This is a genomic window from Finegoldia sp. BIOML-A4, assembly GCF_009679635.1.
Taxonomy (GTDB): domain Bacteria; phylum Bacillota; class Clostridia; order Tissierellales; family Peptoniphilaceae; genus Finegoldia; species Finegoldia magna.
In genome coordinates this window covers 155,111-178,228 of record NZ_WKZC01000001.1, presented here as the reverse complement: position 1 = coordinate 178,228, position 23,118 = coordinate 155,111, and the positions used below count along the sequence as shown (strand labels likewise).

The window sequence follows — 23,118 nt, the reverse complement described above, 5'->3', positions numbered from 1 at the left end:
ATGAAGTTAAGGAAGTGATAAAATGGCTTACGAAATGATTACACTTAGTAGTGAAGAACATGATAATTTTGTTAAAAACCATAAATATGGAGAATTAAATCAAATATATAAATGGCAATTTGTAAAAAAAGGATGGATTGGAAAAAATATTGGAATAAAAAAAGATGGCAAACTTGTTGGTGCCTGTTTAATTTTATTGAGAAAACTCCCGGTTCTTCCCTATTATTTTGCTTATGCTCCAAAAGGACCTGTGATTGACTATGAAAATAAAGATGATTTAAAATCAACAATCCAAATTTTAAAGGATTTTTGCAAACAAAACAATGTTTTTTCTTTGAAATTTGACCCTCAAGTTTCTGTGGAAATTGATGGATTAATTGACTACTTAAAAGAACTTGGATGTTATCATCATGGTTTAAAAAAAGGGTTAGAATATAATCAACCTAGATATTATATGATAACTGATATAGATAAATCTGAAAAAGAAGTTATGAATTCTTTTCAATCTAGAACTAAAAGTGTTGTAAAAAAATCTTTAAAAAATGGACTTGTATGTAAAAGATGCGACAAGAATGAATTATTTAAGTTTTCAAAATTAATGGAAATTACAGCTAAAAGAGATGAATTCAATCACAGAAGTCATGAATATTTCGAGAATTTATATGATGTTTTAGCTCCAGATAATGATTGTGAACTGTATCTAACTAAACTTATACCTTCAAGTGTAAAGAAATCCAATGAAGATGAATTGGATCAAATAGATAAACAAGAACTCAAAACTAAAAATAAATTAGAAAAGGATATAACAGAAGAGAAAAAGAATAATTTTTTAAAGGAACTAGATGTATTAGATAATAGAAGAAAAAGATGTAAAGATTTAATCGAGCAAATGAATGGATACATCGAAAATGGTGTTGATGAAATTGTATTATCAGGAGCATTACTAACTTTTTGTGGCAAAAAATCATACTATCTTTACGGAGCATCTTCAAATGATTTTAGAGATTTAAGTCCAAATTATTTAATGCAATGGACTATGATGAAAAGAGCTATAGAAAAAGGATGCACATCGTATGATTTCGGAGGAGTATCAGGTTATACTCCAGAAGATAATGTAGTAGACCATGAAGCCGGACTATATGAATTTAAGAAAAGATTTGGCACCGAAATGCTAGCTACAATTGGAGAGTTTGACATAGTATTTAATAAATTTATCAATAAATTATTTGAGTTCGCTTTAAATCACAGATAATATAAAACTAGGATTGATATAATAATCAATCCTAGTTTTTTTGTACACTTAAGTGTGTTGATCGAACGAAGTGAGAGAAACAAAAAAACCACCTGCTATGCAGGTGGAAGACATTAGCTTTAGCTTCAAGCAAAATATAACCTCCTATGATAAAATAGTTACGCCTGACAAGCTGCACATATTAACAAAGGAGGTTATCATCCTGATGGATAAGAATAGTTTATCACACACAAGATGGAATTGTAAATATCATATAGTATTTGCTCCAAAATACAGAAGGCAAGTAATCTATGGGAGATTAAAACAAGATATAGGAAAAATATTAAGAGATTTATTAACAAGAAAAGGCGTAAAAATAATAGAAGCTGAATTATGTCCAGACCATATTCATATGCTGGTTGAAATACCACCCAAATATAGCGTTTCGGAAATAATGGGATATTTGAAAGGAAAAAGCAGTCTAATAATATTTGATAGACATGCAAATTTAAAATATAAATATGGAAGTAGAAATTTTTGGTGCAGAGGATATTATGTAGATACAGCAGGAAAAAATGCAAAGAAAATTGAAGAATATATAAGAAATCAATTGAAAGAAGATTATATAGCGGACCAAATAAGTTTGAAAGAGTATATAGATCCATTTACTGGGAAAAAGAATAAAAAATAAAAAGAAGAAAGAGGCGCTTTAGCGTCAATTGAGAAGGCAGTGCAGCTGTCGGACATTCAATATGCACAAGGTGCATTGCAGGCAACAGCCCCTTATAGGGGCAGAGCAAACCACCAGCTAAGCTGGTGGTTATGATTAATCCAATAGATATTTTAATTTATTTTTGTACACTTTTCTGTAAAATACAATAAACAAGCTAATTCCCTTACATATAACAAGTGAAGATATAATTACCCATATCCATTCAATTCTCAAGTTATTATACATAACCAAAAGGGACAATGGAATTCTGATGAAATTAAATATAATTCCGTTTATAGAAGGATACTTAGTTAATGAAATTCCATTCAAAAATCCAGTAGTAGCTATTTCTACACACATAAATATTTCAGAAATTGATAATATTCTTAAATACACTACCCCTATATTTAAAGTATCAGGATCATCTGGAATAAATAGCTTAAATAATTGAGGAGCAAAAGTGAATAAGAATATAGTTGTGAATATTCCTATACCTACACATATTTTCATTCCTTTTTTATAACCTTCCATTACTCTGGAATAGTTTTTCGCTCCATTATTTTGAGCAATAAAGGTAGATAATGCAACACTGAATCCACCTACAGTTAACCATGTAATAGATTCTATTTGATTGCCTATTTTTTGTGCAGCTATAGCTTCTTTTCCCCAATGAGCTATAATAGCAGCCATTATTATAGAAAACGTCGCAAAAAGGCATTCTTGGAGGGCTATAGGAAATCCTAAATCAAAAAGTCTCTTTGCATAAATTAAATGCATTTTTTCCTTCAAATATTTAAAATATTCAAATCTAACTATCATAAACATGATACATGCGGACATTTGAGCTATGAAAGTTGCAAGAGCAGCCCCTTTTATTCCCATTGGTTTTATAAATCCAAATCCAAATATCAAAACAGGGTCTAACACTATATTAATTCCCAAAGCAATTGTGTTTATTATAAAAGGAATTTTACTTTCACCTTGTCCATTTAAAATTCCAGTTAGAACTGGATTTATAAAGTTGAAAAATATTGAAGCTACAAAGAATCCGTAATATTCAAAAGCTAGTTTTGTGACCGATTCATCCAGATTAAAGAAATGTATTATTTGTACTTTAAATAAAACCATTAATAAAATAAATACAAATCCAACTATTAAGGCAAATTTTATCGCATTAGATATGTATTTTTGTACAGAATCCATATCCTTTTTACCAATGCAATCTGCTACAGATATTTGTACACCTACGCTTAGCATCATACATATCGCATAACTCAACCATCCAAAAAACCCTACAGTTCCAGCCGCAGCTACTGCTTCTATAGACAATCTTCCCAACCAAAATAAGTCCATCAGATTATAACTCATCTGTATAAAAGATGTTGCCATAATCGGTAATGATAAGCTTATTAATTCCTTATAAATATTACCTTCAGTAAGATTTCTAGTTTTCAATTAACACCATCCTTTATATATTATCCCTTAATTTTATCAAGTCTTCTTTAGTAAAATTGTATTTTTCATGGCAAAATCACATACTAATTCAGCCTTTCCATCCTCTTCAATCAATTCATTTAACGTTTCCTTTCCCAATGAAATCAAAGATTTTTCAACTCTATCTCTATTGCAATCACATAAATATTTTACTTCTTTTTCACCCAATAATTTTAAATCAAAGTCTGCAAAAAATTGATTTAAAACGTCAAAAGGATTTTCATGATTTACAAATAGAGAAGAAATTGGTGGGAAATTATTAATATCTTTTTCCAATTTATCAATTAATGATTCATCATATCCTGGCAATGCTTGAATAAATAATCCTCCAGCGCTTTTTATCGATAAATCAGTATCTACCAAGACACCTAAAGCCACAACTGTTGGTCTTTGATCAGATTGATAGAAGTAATTACTTAAATCTTCAGCTATTTCACCACTAACTAAACTAGTTTGACCTATATAAGGTTCCTTTAATTTAAAATCTTTTATAACAGTAAGTAGACCATCATTTCCTACAAAATTACCAACATCCAATTTTTTATTATATTTTGATGGCAAATCAACTTCTGGATGACTTACATAACTCTTTACCTCTCCTCTACCGTTAACTGTAGAAATTAACATTCCACCTGGTCCGTTTCCTTGTAAATTTAATGTAATATTGTGTTTGTCATTTTTTAATTCGTGACTCATAATTGAAGCCATTGTACTTAATCTTCCCAACGCAGCGGATGCTGTTGCTGATGTATTATGAATATTTTTTACTGATTGTACTAACTCCGTAGAATCTACAATTATAAATCTAAATGATTCTGTAGAATCGGTAGCAATATATAATTTATTTATCATATAACCTCCAAATAAAAAACCCCCTAAAAAGGGGCATATTAATAATATTTTATTATAATTTTTTTACATTACAAGCTTGAAGACCTCTAGGTCCATCGGCGATATCGAATTCAACTTCTTGATTTTCTTCTAGTTTTCTATATTCTCCGTTATCTTCCAATGCAGTATAATGCACAAATATATCTCCATGATCTTCTGTTGAGATAAATCCGAATCCTTTTGTAGCATTAAACCATTTTACAGTTCCTTTTGTCATATTTCCTCCAATATTTAACGTAGTTTTCATTTACTATACTAATATAACATACACAATAAAAATATACAACGAAATAATTATCGTTACTTAATAACATATAAATAATGCACGTTGGGTACAATTATTAAGAGTTTTACCTGTATCAAAATCTATTATTTTAACAGTATTAAATCCACTATTGTACAACATAAATCTTAGTGCATCCAAACTATAAACTTTTTCTGTTTGAGTTTCTCTAATCCTTTGATAAGAATTATCCTGATTTTTCAAAAAAAAGTCAATATAAAAATCTATCAAATTATCTTCTTCATAATATTGATTAACCCAAGTATAAAAAATATCATCATATTCATACACAAAGTGATTGTTACCCATTACTTCTATTAGCTTATAAGGAGTGTTTACATCAAACATAAACACTCCTGTACAATTTACATTAATATTTGAGAACAAATTCTGTAGTTTTTCTGAGTCTAGTATATAGTTTATTGTATCTAAAGTAGAAAAAATAAAATCATAATTTTTTGTTAATTCTAATTGACATAAATCCTCATTAATAATACTGATATTAGGAAATTTATCTGCACAAATTTTCAACATTTCTTTACTAAGATCCACTCCAGTATAATTAATTGAGGCGTTATAGAAGTATTTTGTCATATTTCCACTACCGATTCCTAACTCAAGAATAGATTTTGGTTTTATGTCTAATTTTTTTAATTCTTTTTTGATAACTTCAGAATACTCTTCATAATCAATATCAAAAGTTAATTTATCATAAATATACGCAAATTCTTTATACATCTTGATTCCAAATGAAAATGTAAGGTATATTTCGATATGATGATTTATAGTTCAAACCATAACCAACTATAAAAACATCATCAATTTCAAAACCAACGTAATCAGCGTTATACTCAACTTGTCTTCTGCTTGGTTTATCGAGCAATACACATGTTTTAACACTTTTTGGATTTTTTTGTTTAATATATTCCAAAGTATTTACGATTGTATTTCCAGAATCAATAATGTCATCAACTATTAACACATCATAGTTTTCTAAATTTTCTCTTACATCAGTAAGAATTTTTACTTTACCTGTTGATTTTTCAGCGTCTTCATAAGAAGATGTAGTCATAAAATCAATACAAATTGGCATATCTATCTGTCTAACCAAATCAGACATGAACATAAAACTTCCTCTAAGAAGAGATACTACACATAAATTTTTATCTTTGTAATCTTTGGTAATTTGAGCACCTAATTCTTTAACTTTTTCTTTAATTTGTTGTTCACTTAATAATATTTCTTCTTTCATTATTCACCCCTGTATTTGTATTAATTATATTCTCATCTATCTTTTTTTCAATCTTCTTTAATGATAATAAAATTTTATTTAAAGTATATTGTACGCTGACCAACACCATAATCAAAACAAAATCAAATATGATTTCGAATTTCATTACATATTTTCCTTAATAGAACTAATAGAATTATTAATATCGTCGATTAAATGTGAATATTTTTCGACTTTTTCTTTTTCTTTTTCTACAAGGGCTTCAGGAGCACCTTTTAAGAATCCTTCATTTTTTAGTTTTGATTCTGCTCTCTTTAATTCCGATTTAGCAGTATTTAATTCTTTTTCTAGTCTTTCTAATTCTTTAGAATAATCGATTAAATCATTCAAAGGAATGATAATCTTATAGGAATCTTTAACAATTACTATATTATTATCTTCTGATATATCTTCGTTAACCTTATATTCGTTAATAGAAACACTTGATCTAAATAGTGACTCTAGTTGTTTAAAATCGTCTTCCAAACTCTTATCAGATGTCAATATATATATATCAGATTGTTTTTTAGGTGCAATATTCATTTCTTGTCTAGAATTTCTAATACTAATTACAGATTCAACTAACTTGTCAATAATTTGTTCTTCGTTTTTATATGATTTTGTTTCAGAATATTTTGGCCATGTTTCATTAATTAACATATCATTTTTATTTGGAAGATAGCTATAAATTTCTTCTGTGATATATGGCATAAATGGATGTAATAATTTTATTACATTAGTCAATGTATAAATCAAAACTGAGATTGCAGATTCTTTTAAAATAGAATCGTCCCCATAAAGTCTTGGTTTAACTAGTTCAATGTACCAATCGCAGAATACATTCCAAGTAAAATCATATATTTTTTCAGCTGCTATACCAATTTCGTATTTATTTAAATTAGTAGATACTTCATCAATTACATCATTTAAACTAGATATAATCCACTTATCTTCAATTTGTAATTCAACATCATCTATATTTTTTACATCATCTTCTACATTCATGAAAACAAATCGAGATGCGTTCCATAATTTATTACAGAAATTTCTATTAGCTTCAACTTTTTCCATGTAGAATCTTGAATCATTTCCTGGAGTATTACCAGTAATTAATGCAAATCTTAAAGCATCAGCTCCATATTGATCTATAACTTCTATCGGATCAATACCATTTCCCAAAGATTTTGACATTTTTCTTCCTTGAGAGTCTTTAACTAATCCTGTCAAGTAAACATCTTTGAAAGGAACTTCCCCCAAATTATAAAGTGAAGAGAATACCATTCTAATTACCCAGAAGAAAATAATATCGTATCCAGTAACTAACACATTTGTAGGGAAGAAATATTTCAAATCTTCTGTTTCGTTTGGCCAACCTAATGTTGAAAATGGCCATAACGCAGATGAAAACCATGTATCCAAAGTGTCTGGATCTTGAGTATATTTTTCAGGGTCTGGATTTTTTCTTGCAACTACAACTTCACCTGTTTCATTATGGTAATAAACCGGAAGTCTATGTCCCCACCATAATTGGCGAGAAATACACCAATCTCTAATGTTTTCTAACCAATTTACATAAACTTTTTCGAATCTTTTTGGAATAAATCTAATTTCTTCATTTTTATAAGCGTCTAAAGCTAATTTTGCTAACTTATCCATCTTAACAAACCATTGTTTACTGATTAATGGCTCAACAGTAGTATGGCATCTTTCACAATGACCTACAGCATGTTCATGTTCTTTTACTGAATCTAGTTGTCCGATTTTTTCCAAATCTTCGATAATTAATTTTCTTGCTTCATATCTATCTAATCCAGAATATTTACCATATCCTTCAACAATCTTTGCATCCTCATCAATTACAACACATTGACCTAGCTCATGTCTTGCACCTACTTCAAAGTCATTAGGATCATGTGAAGGAGTAATCTTAACAATTCCAGTTCCAAATTCCATATCCACATAGCTATCAGCAATAACTTTAATTTCTCTATTAACTAATGGTAATATCAAAGTTTTTCCAACAATGTCAGTATATCTTTCATCATCTGGATTTACAGCAACTGCCAAATCACCCAATAATGTTTCTGGTCTAGTAGTAGCTATTACAATATAATCATCAGAATCCTTGAATTTATATCGAATATTCCAAAAATGTCCCGATTCATCTTCGTGGACAACTTCTATGTCGCTTATTGCAGTATGACAATTTGGACACCAATTTACAATTCTGTCACCTTGGTAAATCAAATCATCATTGTACATTTTTATAAATACTTCTTCTACTGCTTCTGTTAAATTGTCATCAAGAGTAAAAGCTTCTCTACTCCAATCACAAGATACTCCTAATTTTTTTAATTGATTTTTGATATTTCCACCGTATTCACGTGTCCAGTCCCAAGATGCTTCCAAAAATCCATCTCTACCTAAAGATTCTTTGGATTTTCCTTCTTCTTTTAATTTACTTACAACTTTTGCTTCAGTTGCAATACTAGCATGGTCTGTTCCTGGAACCCAAAGAGCACTATATCCATCCATTCTATTTTTTCTAATCAATATATCTTGTATAGTGTTATTTAGCGCATGACCTAGGTGTAAATTACCCGTTACATTTGGTGGTGGCATTACAATTGTAAATGGTTTTTTATCATTATCAATAACGCCTTTGAAGTAACCTTCATTTTCCCAAATTTTATATATCTTATCTTCAAAATCTTTTGGATTGTAATTTTTTTCTAAATTTTTCATAATTCTCCTAAATTTTATTTAAAATATGGATTGTATTTCTTTTCGTCACCAATATTAGTTTCTGGTCCGTGTCCAGGATAAACTTTTATATCATTATTTAAAAGTTTTAGCTTTTCAACACTATTTTTAATGTCTTCAAAACTTGCAGTTGGCAAATCATATCTACCTATTGAATTCTTGAACAACATATCTCCTGAAAACATTACATCCTTGTAAATATAGCAGCTAGAGCCATAAGTATGACCTGGAGTTTCTAGGACTGATATTTTAGAATCATTAAACTCAATCGTATCTCCTTCTTTTACATAATAATCTGCTTTTAAAGTAATTGGATTTCCAACTTTCCTTGTATAATTTTTTTCAGGATCTTCAAGTAAATCTTTTTCTTTTTCTGGAGCGTAAATAACTGTATTTAGCTTATTTTTTAATTCTTCAGCTGCAAATATATGATCAAAATGACCATGTGTAATCAATATAAATTGTATTTCTAAATTACGATTTTTGATATATTCCCAAATATCATCAGCTTGTGCACCTGGATCCACAACAAAACATTTATTATCTTCCGATAAAATGTACATGTTTTCTCCATATTTTGTAGTAACTATTTTGTCTAATGTCATCATTCACTCCTACTATCTATAATTATCGTAACTGGTCCATCATTTGTAAGTGATACCTTCATATCAGCTCCAAATTCTCCAGTTTGAAAAGGTACATTTTCTTTTTTTAACTTTTCAATAAACTTTTCGTATAAATCTCTGGCAAATTCTCCTTTGGCACATTTATCAAATGATGGTCTATTCCCTTTTCTAGTACTTGCATACAATGTAAACTGAGAGACTAATAAAATTTCATAATTTAAATCTTTAATTGAAAGATTAAGCTTATCTTCTTCATCAGAAAATATTCTTAAATTAACAAGTTTTCTGATGCAATAATCAATATCTGCTTCATTATCTTCACTATGAATTCCTAGTAGTATTAAAAAACCATCTTTAATTTCACTTTTTGTTGTACCATCTATTTCAACTTTTGCTTTATTAACTCTTTGAACTAATAATTTCATTATGAATTCACCCTAAAAACGTCTATAGTTCCTTTAATATTTTTAATTCTAGCAATTACTGTATCGATCTGAGAACTAGAACTAATTTCTAATATTATATTAATCGTTACTGTTTTATCTTCATTTGTTCTTGTATTAAATGTTTTAATGTTTAGTTTACACTCACTTATAACTTTAGTTATATCAGCAAGATAACCGACATTACTAAAAGATATTATTTGAAGTTCAACTTGATAATTATGATTGATTAAATTATTGCCCCATCTAACTGTGATTAATCTATCTTTGTCATTGACTGATTTTACATTGGAACAATCTCTTCTGTGAACACTAATTCCTCTACCTCTAGTAATGTAGCCGACTATTTCGTCACCAGGAATTGGGTTACAACATTTAGCAAGTTTTATTTCTACATTATCAATTCCATCAATTACTACTCCACTTTCTTTTGGCTCTTCATTAACAAAATCGACATGATTTGGTTTATTGACAACTTGGTCTGTTTCGTAATAGTCTTTGTGGTATTCCTTTAGCTTAGGAATAACTTGCGTAACCCTTGTAGATCCGTAACCAATAGCAGCGTACAAATCATCAATAGATGAAAAACTTAATTTACTTGCAATTTCTTCAAGCCATTCTCTTTTTAGTAATTCATTGAAACTATAGCCCATTTTTGCAACTTCTTTTTCAAGCATATCTCTTCCAGAAACAATATTCTCAGTTCTTTGTTCTTTTTTAAACCACTGTTTAATTTTTGTTTTAGCTTGAGAAGATTTTACAATTTTAAGCCAGTCTTTTGAAGGACCTGAATTTGGATTTGTAAGAATTTCAACAACATTTCCTGTTTTTAATTTGTAAGTTAATGGTACAATCTTTCCGTCTACTTTTGCACCAACACATTTGTTTCCTACTGCAGAGTGAACTTTGTACGCAAAATCAATCGGTGTTGAACCAGATGGCAAATCCATTACATCACCTTTTGGTGAGTAAACAAAAACTTCATCATTGGCAAATTCTTCTTTGAATAAATCCATGAATTCTTTTGAATCTGTATAATCTTTTTGCCAATCCATGATTTCTCTTAGCCACGCTAATTTGCTATCATATTTTGATTTTTTATTGGTAGTACCTTCTTTGTACTTCCAATGCGCAGCGATACCATATTCAGAAGTTTTATGCATTTCCCAAGTTCTAATTTGTATCTCATAAGTTCTTCCGTCATGAGCTAATATTGTAGTGTGTAAAGATTGGTACATATTAGGTTTTGGAGTTGCAATATAATCTTTGAAAGTATTCGGAATTGGCCTGAAAAATCTATGAGCTATTCCCAAAACATCATAGCATTCACTTTCTTTGTTGACTATAACTCTGATGGCTGATAAATCTTTGATTTCTTCAAAAGCCAAATGTTTTTTGTACATTTTTTTATATATTGAAAAAACACTTTTTGGCCTTCCAAAAATCTCCGCTTTTATATTATATTTTTCAAGTTCATCTTGAAATTGTCTTATAATATTTTGTATTTGGGATTCTCTTTGTTGTCTAGTTTCGTTTATTTTATTTACAATATCTTGATAAATATTTGGTTCCAAATACTTTAAGCTTAAATCTTCTAATTCCCATTTTATAGTAGACATACCAAGTCTGTGAGCAAGTGGTGCATAAATTTCTAAAACTTCATTGGCTTTTTCAATCTGTTTTTCGCGAGTCATGTATTCCAAAGTTCTCATATTGTGAAGCCTGTCAGACAACTTAATTATTATAACTCTAATATCTTTGGCCATTGCCAAGATCATTTTCTTTAAATTTTCTGCTTGATTATCTTTTTTAGTTTTAAATTTGATTTGTTTTAATTTTGTAACACCATCGACCAGGTCAGCTATTTCTTTGCTAAATAAATACTCTAAATCTTCGTATGTTATTTCTGTATCCTCTACGACATCGTGAAATAGCCCGGCTATAATAGTTGCATCATCCATGTTCAAAGAAGCCAAAATTTTAGCTACAGCCATCGGATGAATTGCATAAGGCTCACCAGAATTTCTAAATTGTCCCTCATGAGCTCTAACCATGTAGCCATATGCTCTAGTTATCTCATCTACATCAGTATTTGGATTATATGATTTTATAGATTTTATCAAACTTTGTAAATCCGATTGTTCATAATGCATAAAGCTACCTCCTAATAATTATTTTGTTATAATTATACCATAACATGAGCATTATTGTTAACATTTATCTTAAATCGATTAAATTTAATTGAATATTCTTAACATTATTAAAATCATTTATTTCAGGATAGTATATAATATCTATTTTTGCATTACAAGCAATACTATTTTCAAGTTGAATCATTACATTTTCACCGAATTTTTCTAATAAATAATTATATTTTTCTATAGCTTCTGAAAACATAATTGAATCAATTGTTTTATTATTTTTGAGTAATTTCAACTTCAAAACATTCTTATTTTTTCCAATCATCCTAGCAAAGATTATTTCCAGATTTTTATCTCCCAAAATCGGTCTAGGATTATCCTTGCCAAAAGGACGAAGACGATCGATTTCTTCTATCAAATCAAAATCTATCTTGTCTACATAAAAGCTTGAATCAATAAGGATTTTTTTTACAAAGTCCTCTTTGGTAAGTCTGCTTCTTTGATTAACTTTAGTTCTAAACTCATCTAATTTATCTACTTCAATTGATAATCCACACGCCATAGGATGACCACCAAATGATACAAACAATTCTCTAAACTCATCAAATTCTTTGAATATATCATACTCTGAAATACTTCTTCCTGATCCTTTAAGAACATCTTGATTTTCTGATTGTGTTAGTATTAACGTTGGTTTATTATATTTTTCTTTAATTCTTCCAGCTATGATTCCACAAACACTTTCATGAATTCCTTCAACATTACAAATCAATATATCATCATTTATCAGTCCTGTGTTTTCAATTATTTCAATAGCTTTATTAAATCCATCTTCTGTTAACTTTTTTCTTTTTTCATTGAGATCAACTAAAATTTTAGCGTAAGCCTCAACATTATCCATATTTTCATCGCGAAATAGTTCAACGCCTAATTTTGCAGTATCTAATCTTCCAGCAGCATTGATACATGGACCAATTATAAATCCTAAACTGTAAACATTTACTCCATTTTTAATTCCAGTCATATCAATTAAGCATTTTAATCCGTAATTCTCTGTATTATTGATTTCTTCTAATCCTTTAGTCACAAAATATCTATTTTCGTCCTTTAAATCTACGATATCACACACAGTTCCCATTGCTACATATTGGAGCAAATTTTCACATTCTAACATACCGTATCCTTTTTTGATATTTATAGCCTGAATTAATTTATAAGCAACTCCTGCGCCACATAAACTTTTAAATGGATAATTACAAGATTGTTGTTGGGGATTAATAACTGCATCAGCATTTGGAATGATTTCTTTTCCATCAAGTTTTATTGTTTGGTGATGATCAGTTACAATTATTTTTAAGCCATTTTGTTTGGCATAATCACATTGTTCTATAGCACTTATACCATTATCACATGTTATTATTAAATCAATATTATCTTCAATACATTTGTCTATTATGCTAAAAGAAATCCCATATCCATCAATCATTCTATTAGGAATATCATAAGAAAGTTTATCTGTAAAATATCCAAGGCCATCTAATAAAGTCATAGTCGATGAATTTCCATCTTGATCATAATCTCCAACTATTCTTATGTTTTGATCATTTTCAATAGCATTGATAATTATATCTACCGCTTTATCCATATCTTTCATTAAAAAAGGATCATGATATGAATTTTCGGCATCAGGATTTAAAAAAGTTTGGAAATCTGTTATGTTTCTATTTAATAAAATCTTTGCTATTAATGGATGAATATTATATCGTTGTGATACCTCGCTAAAATTATTGCCTCTATTATTTATTAACCATTTATTCATTCATTCTCTCCAAATAAAAAAATGGATTTATAGCTCAAATTTTAAGTTTGAGCTATAAATCAATTTCTATTTTTCTTCATTATCTTCTTTTTTGTTTTCTGTTACTTTTGCTGCTTTTACATTTGATGCAATAGCATTTTTAACAAATTCAAGTCTTGTTTTTTGTGATGAAGTTTCCAAGATGACACTATCATCATTTACAGAAACTATTGTTCCCTTAACTCCACCAATTGTAATTACTTCGTCTCCAACTTTTATAGCGTTTCTCATATCCATTAATTGTTTTTGTTGCTTTTGTTGTGGACGAATCATTAAAAAATACATTACAGCAAAAAGTGCAATCAAAGGCAATAATGATGCTAACATTTTTGGCATAATAATCCTCCTTAAATATTTACTTATTTAATATTATCACATTTTTGGTGATAATCATAACCATAATTTCTATAGAATTCATCTTTGAATTCTAAGTATCTATCTTCTTCTATAGATTTTCTAATATTTTCCATCAATTTGATTAAAAATCTCAAATTATGAATAGACAATAATCTTGCGCCTAAGATTTCATCTACATTTAGTAAATGTCTGATATATGCTCTAGTATGGTTTTTGCAAGCATAACAATCGCAATTATCGTCAAGTGCAGAAAAATCATCTTTGTATTTTGCATTTTTTACGACTAATTTACCTTTAGAAGTTAAGGCTGTACCATTACGAGCAATTCTAGTAGGAAGAACACAATCACACATATCAACACCATGTTCAACTGCTTCGAATAAGTAATCCGGTGTACCAACACCCATTAAATATCTCGGTTTATTTTCTGGCATAAAATCAGTTGTAAAATCTAATAAATCAATCATCAAATCTCTAGGTTCGCCTACGGATAATCCACCTATAGCATACCCTGGCAAATCAAAATCAATTGTATTCTTAGCAGAATATTCTCTTAAATCTTTGTACATGCCACCTTGAATAATCCCAAAAAGATTTTGTTTATCAGTGTTTTTATGATAATCTTTACATCTTTTAAGCCATCTTAGTGTTCTTTTCATTGAGTCTTCTGTGTATTCATAACTTGCTGGATAAGGAACACATTCATCAAAAGCCATCATTATATCGGATCCCAAATCATTTTGAATTTCCATTGATTTTTCGGGAGAAATAAAATGTTTTGATCCATCAATATGGCTTCTAAAATGTACTCCTTCTTCTGTAATTTTTCTTGTCTTACTCAAACTAAAAACTTGAAATCCGCCACTATCTGTTAGAATTGGTTTATCCCAATTCATAAATTTATGAAGTCCATCTGCTTTTCTAATAATTTCTTGACCTGGTTTTAAATATAGATGATATGTGTTAGATAGAATTATTTGAGATCCAATAGATTTCAATTCATCATTGTTCATTGCTTTAACTGTTGCTCTTGTGCCTACAGGCATAAACACAGGTGTTTTTATAACACCATGATTTGTTTCTATTGTCCCTGTTCTAGCTTTGCATTGAGAAGACTTTTTCTCTAGTGTAAATTTAAACATTCTTGCCTCCATTTATGAACATAGCATCCCCAAAGCTAAAAAATCTAAAATCATTTTGCTTTGCTTTTTCATAAGCATCAAAAATGTATTCTTTCTTTGAAAAAGCACTAACCAACATCATTAAAGTAGACTTAGGTAAATGGAAGTTAGTGATTAAGCTGTCCACGATATTAAATTCAAAGCCTGGATAGATAAAAATATCTGTCCAGCCACTTTCAGCTACTAATTTTGAATTATTATTGTGTGTAACTGTTTCTAAAGTTCTTACGCTTGTAGTTCCTACTGCTATAATGTTATGTCCTTTACTTTTTTGTCGATTAATAATATCAACGGTTTCTTGACTTATAGTATAATATTCAGAATGCATATGATGATCTTTAACATCATCTACTTTAACTGGTCTGAATGTTCCTAATCCTACATGTAATGTTAAGAATACTACATAAATTCCTTTTTCTTTGATTTTTTCTAAAAGTTCATTTGTAAAATGAAGACCTGCCGTAGGTGCTGCTGCACTTCCTTTGTGTTTTGAATAAACAGTTTGATACCTTTCTTTATCATCCAATTTTTCTTTAATATATGGAGGAAGTGGCATATTTCCAAGTTCATCTAATCGTTCTTCAAAAATTCCTTCATAATCGAATTTTAAAATTCTAGATCCATCTTCTGTAATGTCTACGACTTTTGCGCTTACTTTATCAGAAAATTCTATTACTTGACTTAATTTCATTTTCTTTCCAGGCTTTACCAAACATTCCCACTTATCTTCTGTTTGTTGTAGAAGTAAAACCTCAATTTTTTCTTCTTTTCCTGGTCTGTGTCCAAAAAGTCTAGCAGGAATAACTCGTGTGTTATTACATACTAAAACATCACCAGGGTTTAAATAATCTATAATATTATAAAACTTTTTTATTTCTGTATTTCCGTTAAATCTATCCATAACCATTAGCTTAGATTCATCTCTTTTATCTAATGGAGTTTGTGCGATAAATTTTTCATCTAACTCGTAATCAAAATCATCTGTATTCATCTTATAAAATCACCTCTTTCTAACTATATTAAAATGTTTGTACGCTTTATCTGTGACAATTCTTCCTCTTGAAGTTCTATTGATGAATCCTATTTGCAACAAATAAGGTTCATAAACATCTTCAATAGTAATTCTTTCTTCACCAGTTGCCGCTGCAATTGTATCAACACCAACAGGTCCACCATCAAAATTATTAATCATTGTCATTATTATTTTTCTATCAACATAATCTAGTCCACATTTGTCTACTTCTAACAAATTTAAACCACGATTACTTATTTCCTTTGTAATGGTTCCGTCTGCTCTTACTTCTGCATAATCCCTAACTCTTTTTAATAGCCTGTTAGCGATTCTTGGAGTGCCTCTACTTCGCCTTGCTATTTCCATAGCACCTTCTTCATCAATGCCTATTCCCAAAACACCCGCAGATCTAGTAACTATTTTCTTCAAACTTTCTATATCATATAACTCTAAGTTTAATAGAACACCAAATCTATCACGAAGTGGTCCTGTCAATTGACCTGATCTTGTAGTAGCACCAATAAGTGTAAATTTCTCCAAATCTATTCGTAAGCTTCTTGCAGAAGGTCCTTTTCCCACTATAATATCCAAAGCATAATCTTCCATTGCAGGATACAAAATTTCTTCAACAGAACGATTAATTCTGTGTATTTCATCTATAAACAAGACATCATCTTTTTGTAAATTTGTAAGAATACTTGCTAAATCAGAAGGCTTTTCGATTGCAGGTCCACTAGTAACCCTTAGGTTAACTCCCATTTCATTAGCTATAATGTGTGCTAAAGTAGTTTTACCTAATCCAGGTGGTCCATATAATAGAGCGTGATCCAATGGTTCATTTCTATTCTTTGCAGCTTCAATAAAAATTGACAATTTCTTCTTGACTTTATCTTGACCAATATAATCGCTCATCCATTTTGGTCTTAAATTAAAATCAATATCTTCGTCGCTTTTCGTAAAAGATGCTCCAACAATTCTATCGTTTTTATCTTCCATTTTCTCACCTACCTACTACTGTCCAAGCTTTTCATTGCTTTTTTCATTATATCTTCAATTGATAATCCAGAAATATCAGTGTTTTCGATAAATGCATCCACATCATTTTTAAAATAACCAAGTTGTAATAATGCTTCTCTTGCAAATTCTGAATCACTTGATTTTTTCACTTCTTTGTTAACAGATTTTTCTGATGGAGCAAAATCTTTTTCGATTTTTTCTTTTAGCTCTAAAATAATCCTCGATGCTGTTTTTTTGCCAACGCCAGGTGCTTGTGTTAGAAGTTTAATATCATCAGTAATAATAGCGGTTTTACATTCATCAACTGTCATAGTTGATAGTATATTCATTGCATATTTTGGGCCAATAGATGTTACATCTGTTAACAAATTAAATAAGTCTCTTTCTTTTTGAGATGAAAATCCGTACAAAATACTTGCATCTTCTCTTTCGACAAATTCAGTATATACTTTATATTCATCAAATGCACTGACATTATCCCTAAAAAAATCAGTTATGAATATTTTATAACCAATTTTGTTGTTTTCCAATACTATGTAATTTTCATGAACTTCAGTAATAACTCCAATAATATACGAATACATACTATCTCCTATTTCATTTCATTTAGATATTTAAATTTACTTCCAAAAATGTGACACAAAGCCACAGCTACAGCATCTGCAGCATCATCAGGTTTAGGTATATCGTTAAATTTTAGAATTGTTTTAACAGTTTCTTGTACTTGTCTTTTATCAGCTCTTCCATATCCTACAACTGCTTGTTTAATTTGAAGAGGCGTATATTCATAAAGACATAAATTCTTATTGATACAGCTTAGAATTTCTACTCCTCTTGCTTGAGATACAGTTATTGCTGTCTTTACATTTTTATTGAAAAACAATTCTTCAAATGCGCAATCTTCAGGTTGAAATTCATCGATAATTTTGTTCATCTCGTTGTAAATAAATGATAATCTGTCAGGTAATGTTGATTTTGAACTTGTTGTTATGCAACCATATTCAAGACATTTTATTTTGTTATTATCATAATCCAATATAGAATATCCAACGATTGCTATACCAGGATCAATTCCTAAAACTCTCACTTATTATCAAATCCTATACTCTAATATATTTTAACATGTTTTAATATTATATCATAAACATTTTGACTTGTTAATTTGCCTATATGTTATAATATAATCAGTTAAAAGGAGAAAAAATGAAGACAATTTTAATAACTGGCGCCAGCGGAGGTATTGGAGAAGGAATTTGCAAAATGTTAGAAAATCATCCAGAATATAGAATCGTTGTGCACTATTTTAATAATGAAGATAAAGCTAAAGAAATCGTTGAAAATATTAGAAATAAAGGCATAGATGCAATATCATATAAGTGTGATTTAAGAAATTTTGATGAATGCAAAAAAATGTTCGAATCAATTAGAAATAAATTTAGATGTGTTGATATATTGATTAACAACGCAGGAATATCTATTGTAGATCAATTTCAAGATATTAAAGTTAATGATTGGTATAATATGTTTGATGTTAATGTGCATGGAACCTATCATATGTGCAAATTAGCATTGGAAGATATGTTAGATAAAAAGGAAGGAAATATTATTAATATTACTTCAATTTGGGGAATGATTGGCGGATCAATGGAATCTTGTTACTCAGCAACAAAAGCTGCGATAATAGGGCTTACAAAATCCTTAGCTAAAGAATTTGGATATAGTAACATTAAAATAAATGCTATTGCCCCTGGAGCTATAGATACACCTATGTTAGATAATATCTCAAAAGATGATTTAGATTATGTTATAGAAGACACCCCTATGGGAAGACTTGGAACACCTGAAGATATTGCAAATCTTGTAGAATTTTTAATATCAGATAAAAATTCATTTATGACTGGACAAATATTAAGTCCAAATGGAGGTTTTGTAATTGTTTAAAGAAAATTTAACCGATATAAAAATTTTAATAGTTGAAGATGAGAAAAACATATCAAATGCAGAAAGAAAATACTTAGAAGTTGAAGGATTTGAAGTTGATCAAGCATTTGACGGACAAGAAGCTATTACTATGATTAATACAACAGATTATTCATTAATTATTTTAGACTTAATGTTGCCAAAAGTTAGCGGTGAAAAAGTTATGGAAGTAATTAGATCTAGAACTGAAACACCAGTAATCATGGTTACAGCTAAAGTAGATGAATCTGAAATATTAGAGGGTTTAAAACTTGGAGCTGACGATTATATTACTAAACCTTTCAGTTTAAAAATATTAGTTCAAAAAGTAAAAACAATTCTCAGAAGAGTTGAAAAGCTTGGCCTCCCAAAATCCGAAAAAATTTATTTTGATAATGGACGTGTAAGTATTTCTTTTGAAGATAACACGTTTATTAAAGACGGAGAAAGCATAAATCTTACTAGCAATGAATTTCAAATAATCAAAACTTTATTCTCTAATCCCAATAAAATATTTACTAGAGATGAAATAATAGAATTATCTTTTGGTTATGATTATGAGGCTTTTGACAGAGCTATAGATACTCACATTAAAAATATTAGACATAAAATTGAAGATAATCCAAAAAAACCTCGTTATATTAAAACAATTTATGGCGTTGGCTATAAGTTAGGTGTATACGATGAAGCTTAAGTCGGAAATATTATATGAGTTTTTAAGAGCTATTATATTTCCTATCATGTTATTGTCATTTATTGCGGTATTCATTTTTCAATTATCATTCAGAAATTTTGTTAACAATGAAGAACTAAACAGACAAAACAAAATTGAACAGCTAACTAAAAACTTATTTTTAGATCAACAACAAGGACTAAGCATAAAAAGTATTGATAAGTACATGTGGTATTTGAGCGAGTTAGATCTTGATGTTATTTTTTATGACAATAACGATAAGGAATTATATTCTTTTAAAGAAGGATTCGAATTAGCTAAGAAAACTCCACTTTATAACACTATAGTAAAAGATGTATACGATGAAAACAACAAAAAAATAGGTCATATCAAATATATTTATAGGATTAATAATAATTTCAAACAAAGAGGAGAAGTATTCATAACAAACTTATTAAGATTAATAATTTTATCCACATTTTTATCATACTTTACAAGTTTGATAATATCAATTTTCCTTTCAAGAAAGGTGACTAATCCTATTGAAGAATTAACTCAAGCTACAGTCAATATAAGAAAACAAAACTACATTCTACCAATTATAAAAAGTAATATAGTTGAAGTAAATCAATTATCCCAAAATATCAATTACATGGCAAATTCATTAAAATCTCAAGAATTTAATCGAAAACAATATGCACAAAATATTAGTCATGAATTGAGAACCCCTTTAACTAATTTAAGGTTAAATTTAGAATTGATTCAAGACGGCATTATGGAACCTAATGAACAAAATGTAAGTACTCTTCTTATAGAAATTGATAGATTGACTAGCTTAATTAATCAGCTAAATAATACATTTAAAAAATCAACTCCAGAAACTATATATAATCCTACAGATTTTAATCTAACTGAATTTTTACATGAAATATTTAAATCTATGAAAACACAATATGATAAAGCAGGAGTTTTATTTGATATGGAAATATCAGAGGATTTGGATATCCATACTGACAAAGAAAAGTTAGCTAATATAATTATCAACTTATTATCTAATGCACTTAAAGCTTGTCAAACAAAAGATTCAGTATTATTAAGAGCTAGACATATCAACAGAAAAATTGTTATCTCCGTAAAAGATACTGGAATAGGTATTAGTGAAGAAAATAAGCCGAAAATTTTCGAAAGATTTTACAGAGTTGATGATTGCAGAAACACAAAAGAAAATGGTTACGGACTGGGTCTGTCAATTGTTAAAAACTACGCTGATATTATCGGTGCTGATATATCAGTTAATTCAAAACTAAACTTAGGTACAGTAATGATGATTTCTTTTAATGACGATATAATTGTAAAATAAAAAAAGATTGGTAACAGTATTGCTACCAATCTTTTTTTTATGACCAAATCTATAAGCCGTGTTCTGTATTTGATAATCATCTATCTAGACTAATTGTTACCAATTAGTTCAAGCAATCTACCTACCGGAGACGACGAGCAGCCGTCTTTAATCCTATTTGATTTTGCACTGAATGGGGTTTACATAGCCATAAAGTCACCTTTATGCTGGTAGGCTCTTACCCTACCTTTCCACCCTTACCAATAAATGGCGGTATATCTCTGTTGCACTAGCCTTAGGGTCGCCCCCACTGGACGTTATCCAGCATCCTCGCTCTATAGTGCACGGACTTTCCTCATGAATTCATGCGATTATCTGATTTAGTCACCATAACATTATAACATAATTAGAAAATTTTTCTAGTTGGTTTTTTTAAATAATTAACATCTATTTTGATATCTGGAAAAGATTTTTGAATAGTTTGTCTTAACGGTTCAAGAATAAATTTTTCTGATTCATAGTGGCCAATATCTATTAGTATAAGATTGTTATCTTGTGCATCTATCTGTTCATCGTGTTTAAATTCAGAAGATACAAATACATCACAATTAGTATCAATACAATTTTCAATTAAGTGACCACCACTTCCGCCTAGCACCGCTATTCTTTTAATCTTTCGATTTGTATTACCGTATACAATTACACTTTCAAGATTTAATTTATTTTTCAAATCACAAATAAAATTCTCTGCAAAATCCTCTTCAATATCAGCATATTTCCCATATCCTATATTATTTTTATGAGAATCTAAAATTTTAGTATTAGTCAAGCCTAATTGTTTAGCTAGCGCATCACTTACTCCAAATTCGACACTATCTAAGTTGGTATGCGAAGAATAAATACAAATTTCATTTTTTATCGCACTAATTAATCGTGTATTTACACTATTATCTTGTTCTATAATATTTTTTAATGGATGAAAAATAACTGGATGATGTGTAAATATCAAATCATATTTTTCTCTAATAGCTCTATTCAGGCAATTATCATCTAAATCTAAGGAAATCAAAATCTTATTTATTTCTCTATTTAAATTACCAAATTGAATACCACTATTGTCAAAGTCTTCCTGAATTTCTAAAGGAACTAATTTTTCATACCAACTTATAAAATCTTTAAGCTTCAATTTTATTCAACACTTTCTCAAGTTCTTTTATTTCGACATTAATATTATCAATAGCATTTTTTACATTATCAGAGTCTTTTTCTGATATATTCGACAATATTGTTTTCTTATTTTCTATCTGTTGTTTTATATATTGCTTCAAATTTTCAGATTTATTATCGATTAAAAATTTTCCAAATTCATACTCATAATCATTCGAAAATAATTGCTTACCGACTTTAATTTTAATTATTTGATAATATTTGTCATTTTCAAACAAATCAACTTCTTCTATAATTTCAAAAGAATTGTCATGTAAAAATTTTCTTAGTACGGAAAGTGAATTATTTGCTCCTAAGATTAAGCAATTTGCACTTTTAGCTACATCGATATTTTTTCCCAGAATATCAGCGATTAAATTTCCTCCCATTCCTGAAATTATTATCGTGTCAACTTGATATTCGTTTAAATTATCCAAGCCATCAGATACATTTAGTATTATTTTTTCCGGTTTATCAAGATAATCTAATTTTTCTCTTAATTTATCTAATGATTTTTCACTAATATCCGATGCGATGACTTTCTTTGCTTTATTTGACTTTATTAATTCGAATGGAACAATTCCATGATCTGTTCCTATGTCAGCAACTATTGAATTATCATCTACTAAGTTAATTATTTCTTCAAGCCTAAGTTTTTTCAT

The 23,118-nt window shown here is 29.1% G+C and carries 24 protein-coding genes and 1 other RNA gene; 5 read left to right on the top strand and 20 right to left on the bottom strand.

The window, feature by feature from the left end; all coding sequences use genetic code 11:
• Positions 1–22: 22 nt before the first annotated feature.
• Both GKG01_RS00760 and tnpA read left to right on the top strand, forming a co-directional pair.
• A complete protein-coding gene (locus tag GKG01_RS00760; RefSeq protein ID WP_094207159.1) occupies positions 23–1,252 on the top strand; it encodes a peptidoglycan bridge formation glycyltransferase FemA/FemB family protein in 1,230 nt (409 codons plus the stop codon).
• A 205-nt stretch (positions 1,253–1,457) separates the two neighbouring features.
• Complete coding sequence (gene tnpA / locus GKG01_RS00755) at positions 1,458–1,922, top strand: IS200/IS605 family transposase (RefSeq protein ID WP_094205134.1); 465 nt, start codon at positions 1,458–1,460, stop codon at positions 1,920–1,922.
• 135 nt (positions 1,923–2,057) lie between these two features.
• Here the strand turns inward: tnpA and GKG01_RS00750 are convergent, their stop codons facing one another.
• The 17 genes from GKG01_RS00750 to ruvC all read right to left on the bottom strand — a co-directional run bounded on the left by GKG01_RS00750 (position 2,058) and on the right by ruvC (position 18,366).
• Complete coding sequence (locus tag GKG01_RS00750; protein ID WP_154271100.1) at positions 2,058–3,398, bottom strand: MATE family efflux transporter; 1,341 nt, start codon at positions 3,396–3,398, stop codon at positions 2,058–2,060.
• A 36-nt stretch (positions 3,399–3,434) separates the two neighbouring features.
• Entirely contained in the window at positions 3,435–4,289 is an 855-nt protein-coding gene (gene hslO / locus GKG01_RS00745; RefSeq protein WP_241684722.1) for an Hsp33 family molecular chaperone HslO, read from the bottom strand.
• A 52-nt stretch (positions 4,290–4,341) separates the two neighbouring features.
• Entirely contained in the window at positions 4,342–4,545 is a 204-nt protein-coding gene (locus GKG01_RS00740) for a cold-shock protein (protein ID WP_094207162.1), read from the bottom strand.
• Positions 4,546–4,632: 87 nt separating this feature from the next.
• Positions 4,633–5,349 carry a class I SAM-dependent methyltransferase gene (locus GKG01_RS00735; RefSeq protein WP_094207163.1) on the bottom strand — a complete coding sequence of 239 codons (717 nt, stop codon included), beginning with the start codon at positions 5,347–5,349 and terminating at the stop codon, positions 4,633–4,635.
• A complete protein-coding gene (gene hpt / locus GKG01_RS00730) occupies positions 5,342–5,863 on the bottom strand; it encodes a hypoxanthine phosphoribosyltransferase (protein WP_002836478.1) in 522 nt (173 codons plus the stop codon). Before hpt ends, GKG01_RS00735 begins: the two co-directional genes overlap by 8 nt.
• A complete protein-coding gene (locus GKG01_RS00725; RefSeq protein ID WP_094207164.1) occupies positions 5,838–6,008 on the bottom strand; it encodes a cation:proton antiporter in 171 nt (56 codons plus the stop codon). The genes hpt and GKG01_RS00725 overlap by 26 nt, the downstream gene beginning before the upstream one ends.
• A complete protein-coding gene (locus GKG01_RS00720; RefSeq protein ID WP_094207165.1) occupies positions 6,008–8,626 on the bottom strand; it encodes a valine--tRNA ligase in 2,619 nt (872 codons plus the stop codon). Before GKG01_RS00720 ends, GKG01_RS00725 begins: the two co-directional genes overlap by 1 nt.
• A 14-nt stretch (positions 8,627–8,640) precedes the next feature.
• Entirely contained in the window at positions 8,641–9,249 is a 609-nt protein-coding gene (locus GKG01_RS00715; protein WP_094207166.1) for an MBL fold metallo-hydrolase, read from the bottom strand.
• Positions 9,249–9,695, bottom strand: coding sequence for a D-aminoacyl-tRNA deacylase (gene dtd / locus GKG01_RS00710; RefSeq protein ID WP_094207167.1), 447 nt, complete (start codon positions 9,693–9,695; stop codon positions 9,249–9,251). The genes GKG01_RS00715 and dtd overlap by 1 nt, the downstream gene beginning before the upstream one ends.
• The gene (locus GKG01_RS00705) at positions 9,695–11,866 is read right to left on the bottom strand and encodes a bifunctional (p)ppGpp synthetase/guanosine-3',5'-bis(diphosphate) 3'-pyrophosphohydrolase (RefSeq protein WP_154271099.1); all 2,172 of its coding nucleotides are present in this window, start codon (positions 11,864–11,866) and stop codon (positions 9,695–9,697) included. The genes dtd and GKG01_RS00705 overlap by 1 nt, the downstream gene beginning before the upstream one ends.
• Positions 11,867–11,930: 64 nt before the next feature.
• Positions 11,931–13,673 (bottom strand): single-stranded-DNA-specific exonuclease RecJ, encoded by a 1,743-nt coding sequence (gene recJ / locus GKG01_RS00700; protein WP_094207168.1) that lies wholly within the window; start codon positions 13,671–13,673, stop codon positions 11,931–11,933.
• Between the two features lie 66 nt (positions 13,674–13,739).
• Complete coding sequence (gene yajC / locus GKG01_RS00695) at positions 13,740–14,048, bottom strand: preprotein translocase subunit YajC (RefSeq protein WP_094207169.1); 309 nt, start codon at positions 14,046–14,048, stop codon at positions 13,740–13,742.
• A gap of 23 nt (positions 14,049–14,071) precedes the next feature.
• Positions 14,072–15,211 carry a tRNA guanosine(34) transglycosylase Tgt gene (tgt, locus tag GKG01_RS00690; protein ID WP_154271098.1) on the bottom strand — a complete coding sequence of 380 codons (1,140 nt, stop codon included), beginning with the start codon at positions 15,209–15,211 and terminating at the stop codon, positions 14,072–14,074.
• Positions 15,204–16,241: a tRNA preQ1(34) S-adenosylmethionine ribosyltransferase-isomerase QueA gene (queA, locus tag GKG01_RS00685; RefSeq protein ID WP_094207171.1), complete on the bottom strand. Its 1,038-nt coding sequence runs from the start codon at positions 16,239–16,241 to the stop codon at positions 15,204–15,206. Before queA ends, tgt begins: the two co-directional genes overlap by 8 nt.
• A 9-nt stretch (positions 16,242–16,250) precedes the next feature.
• A complete protein-coding gene (gene ruvB, locus GKG01_RS00680; protein ID WP_094205723.1) occupies positions 16,251–17,258 on the bottom strand; it encodes a Holliday junction branch migration DNA helicase RuvB in 1,008 nt (335 codons plus the stop codon).
• Between the two features lie 8 nt (positions 17,259–17,266).
• Positions 17,267–17,863 carry a Holliday junction branch migration protein RuvA gene (gene ruvA / locus GKG01_RS00675; RefSeq protein ID WP_094207172.1) on the bottom strand — a complete coding sequence of 199 codons (597 nt, stop codon included), beginning with the start codon at positions 17,861–17,863 and terminating at the stop codon, positions 17,267–17,269.
• Positions 17,864–17,871: 8 nt separating this feature from the next.
• Positions 17,872–18,366 carry a crossover junction endodeoxyribonuclease RuvC gene (ruvC, locus tag GKG01_RS00670; protein ID WP_094207173.1) on the bottom strand — a complete coding sequence of 165 codons (495 nt, stop codon included), beginning with the start codon at positions 18,364–18,366 and terminating at the stop codon, positions 17,872–17,874.
• A 116-nt stretch (positions 18,367–18,482) separates the two neighbouring features.
• Between ruvC and fabG the strand changes: the two genes are divergently transcribed.
• Genes fabG through GKG01_RS00655 form a run of 3 tightly spaced genes read left to right on the top strand, consistent with a single transcriptional unit; the run spans position 18,483 to position 21,271 of the window.
• Positions 18,483–19,220 (top strand): 3-oxoacyl-ACP reductase FabG, encoded by a 738-nt coding sequence (gene fabG / locus GKG01_RS00665; protein WP_094207174.1) that lies wholly within the window; start codon positions 18,483–18,485, stop codon positions 19,218–19,220.
• Positions 19,213–19,932 carry a response regulator transcription factor gene (locus GKG01_RS00660; protein WP_094207175.1) on the top strand — a complete coding sequence of 240 codons (720 nt, stop codon included), beginning with the start codon at positions 19,213–19,215 and terminating at the stop codon, positions 19,930–19,932. Before fabG ends, GKG01_RS00660 begins: the two co-directional genes overlap by 8 nt.
• A complete protein-coding gene (locus GKG01_RS00655; RefSeq protein WP_094207176.1) occupies positions 19,922–21,271 on the top strand; it encodes a HAMP domain-containing sensor histidine kinase in 1,350 nt (449 codons plus the stop codon). The genes GKG01_RS00660 and GKG01_RS00655 overlap by 11 nt, the downstream gene beginning before the upstream one ends.
• Before the next feature lie 36 nt (positions 21,272–21,307).
• Here the strand turns inward: GKG01_RS00655 and rnpB are convergent.
• The 3 genes from rnpB to GKG01_RS00640 form a co-directional block, all read right to left on the bottom strand.
• Positions 21,308–21,637: RNase P RNA component class A (rnpB, locus tag GKG01_RS00650), an RNA gene on the bottom strand.
• 19 nt (positions 21,638–21,656) lie between these two features.
• Positions 21,657–22,436, bottom strand: a complete 780-nt coding sequence (locus tag GKG01_RS00645) for a Nif3-like dinuclear metal center hexameric protein (protein ID WP_154271097.1) — start codon at positions 22,434–22,436, stop codon at positions 21,657–21,659.
• Entirely contained in the window at positions 22,426–23,118 is a 693-nt protein-coding gene (locus GKG01_RS00640) for a class I SAM-dependent methyltransferase (protein WP_094207178.1), read from the bottom strand. The genes GKG01_RS00645 and GKG01_RS00640 overlap by 11 nt, the downstream gene beginning before the upstream one ends.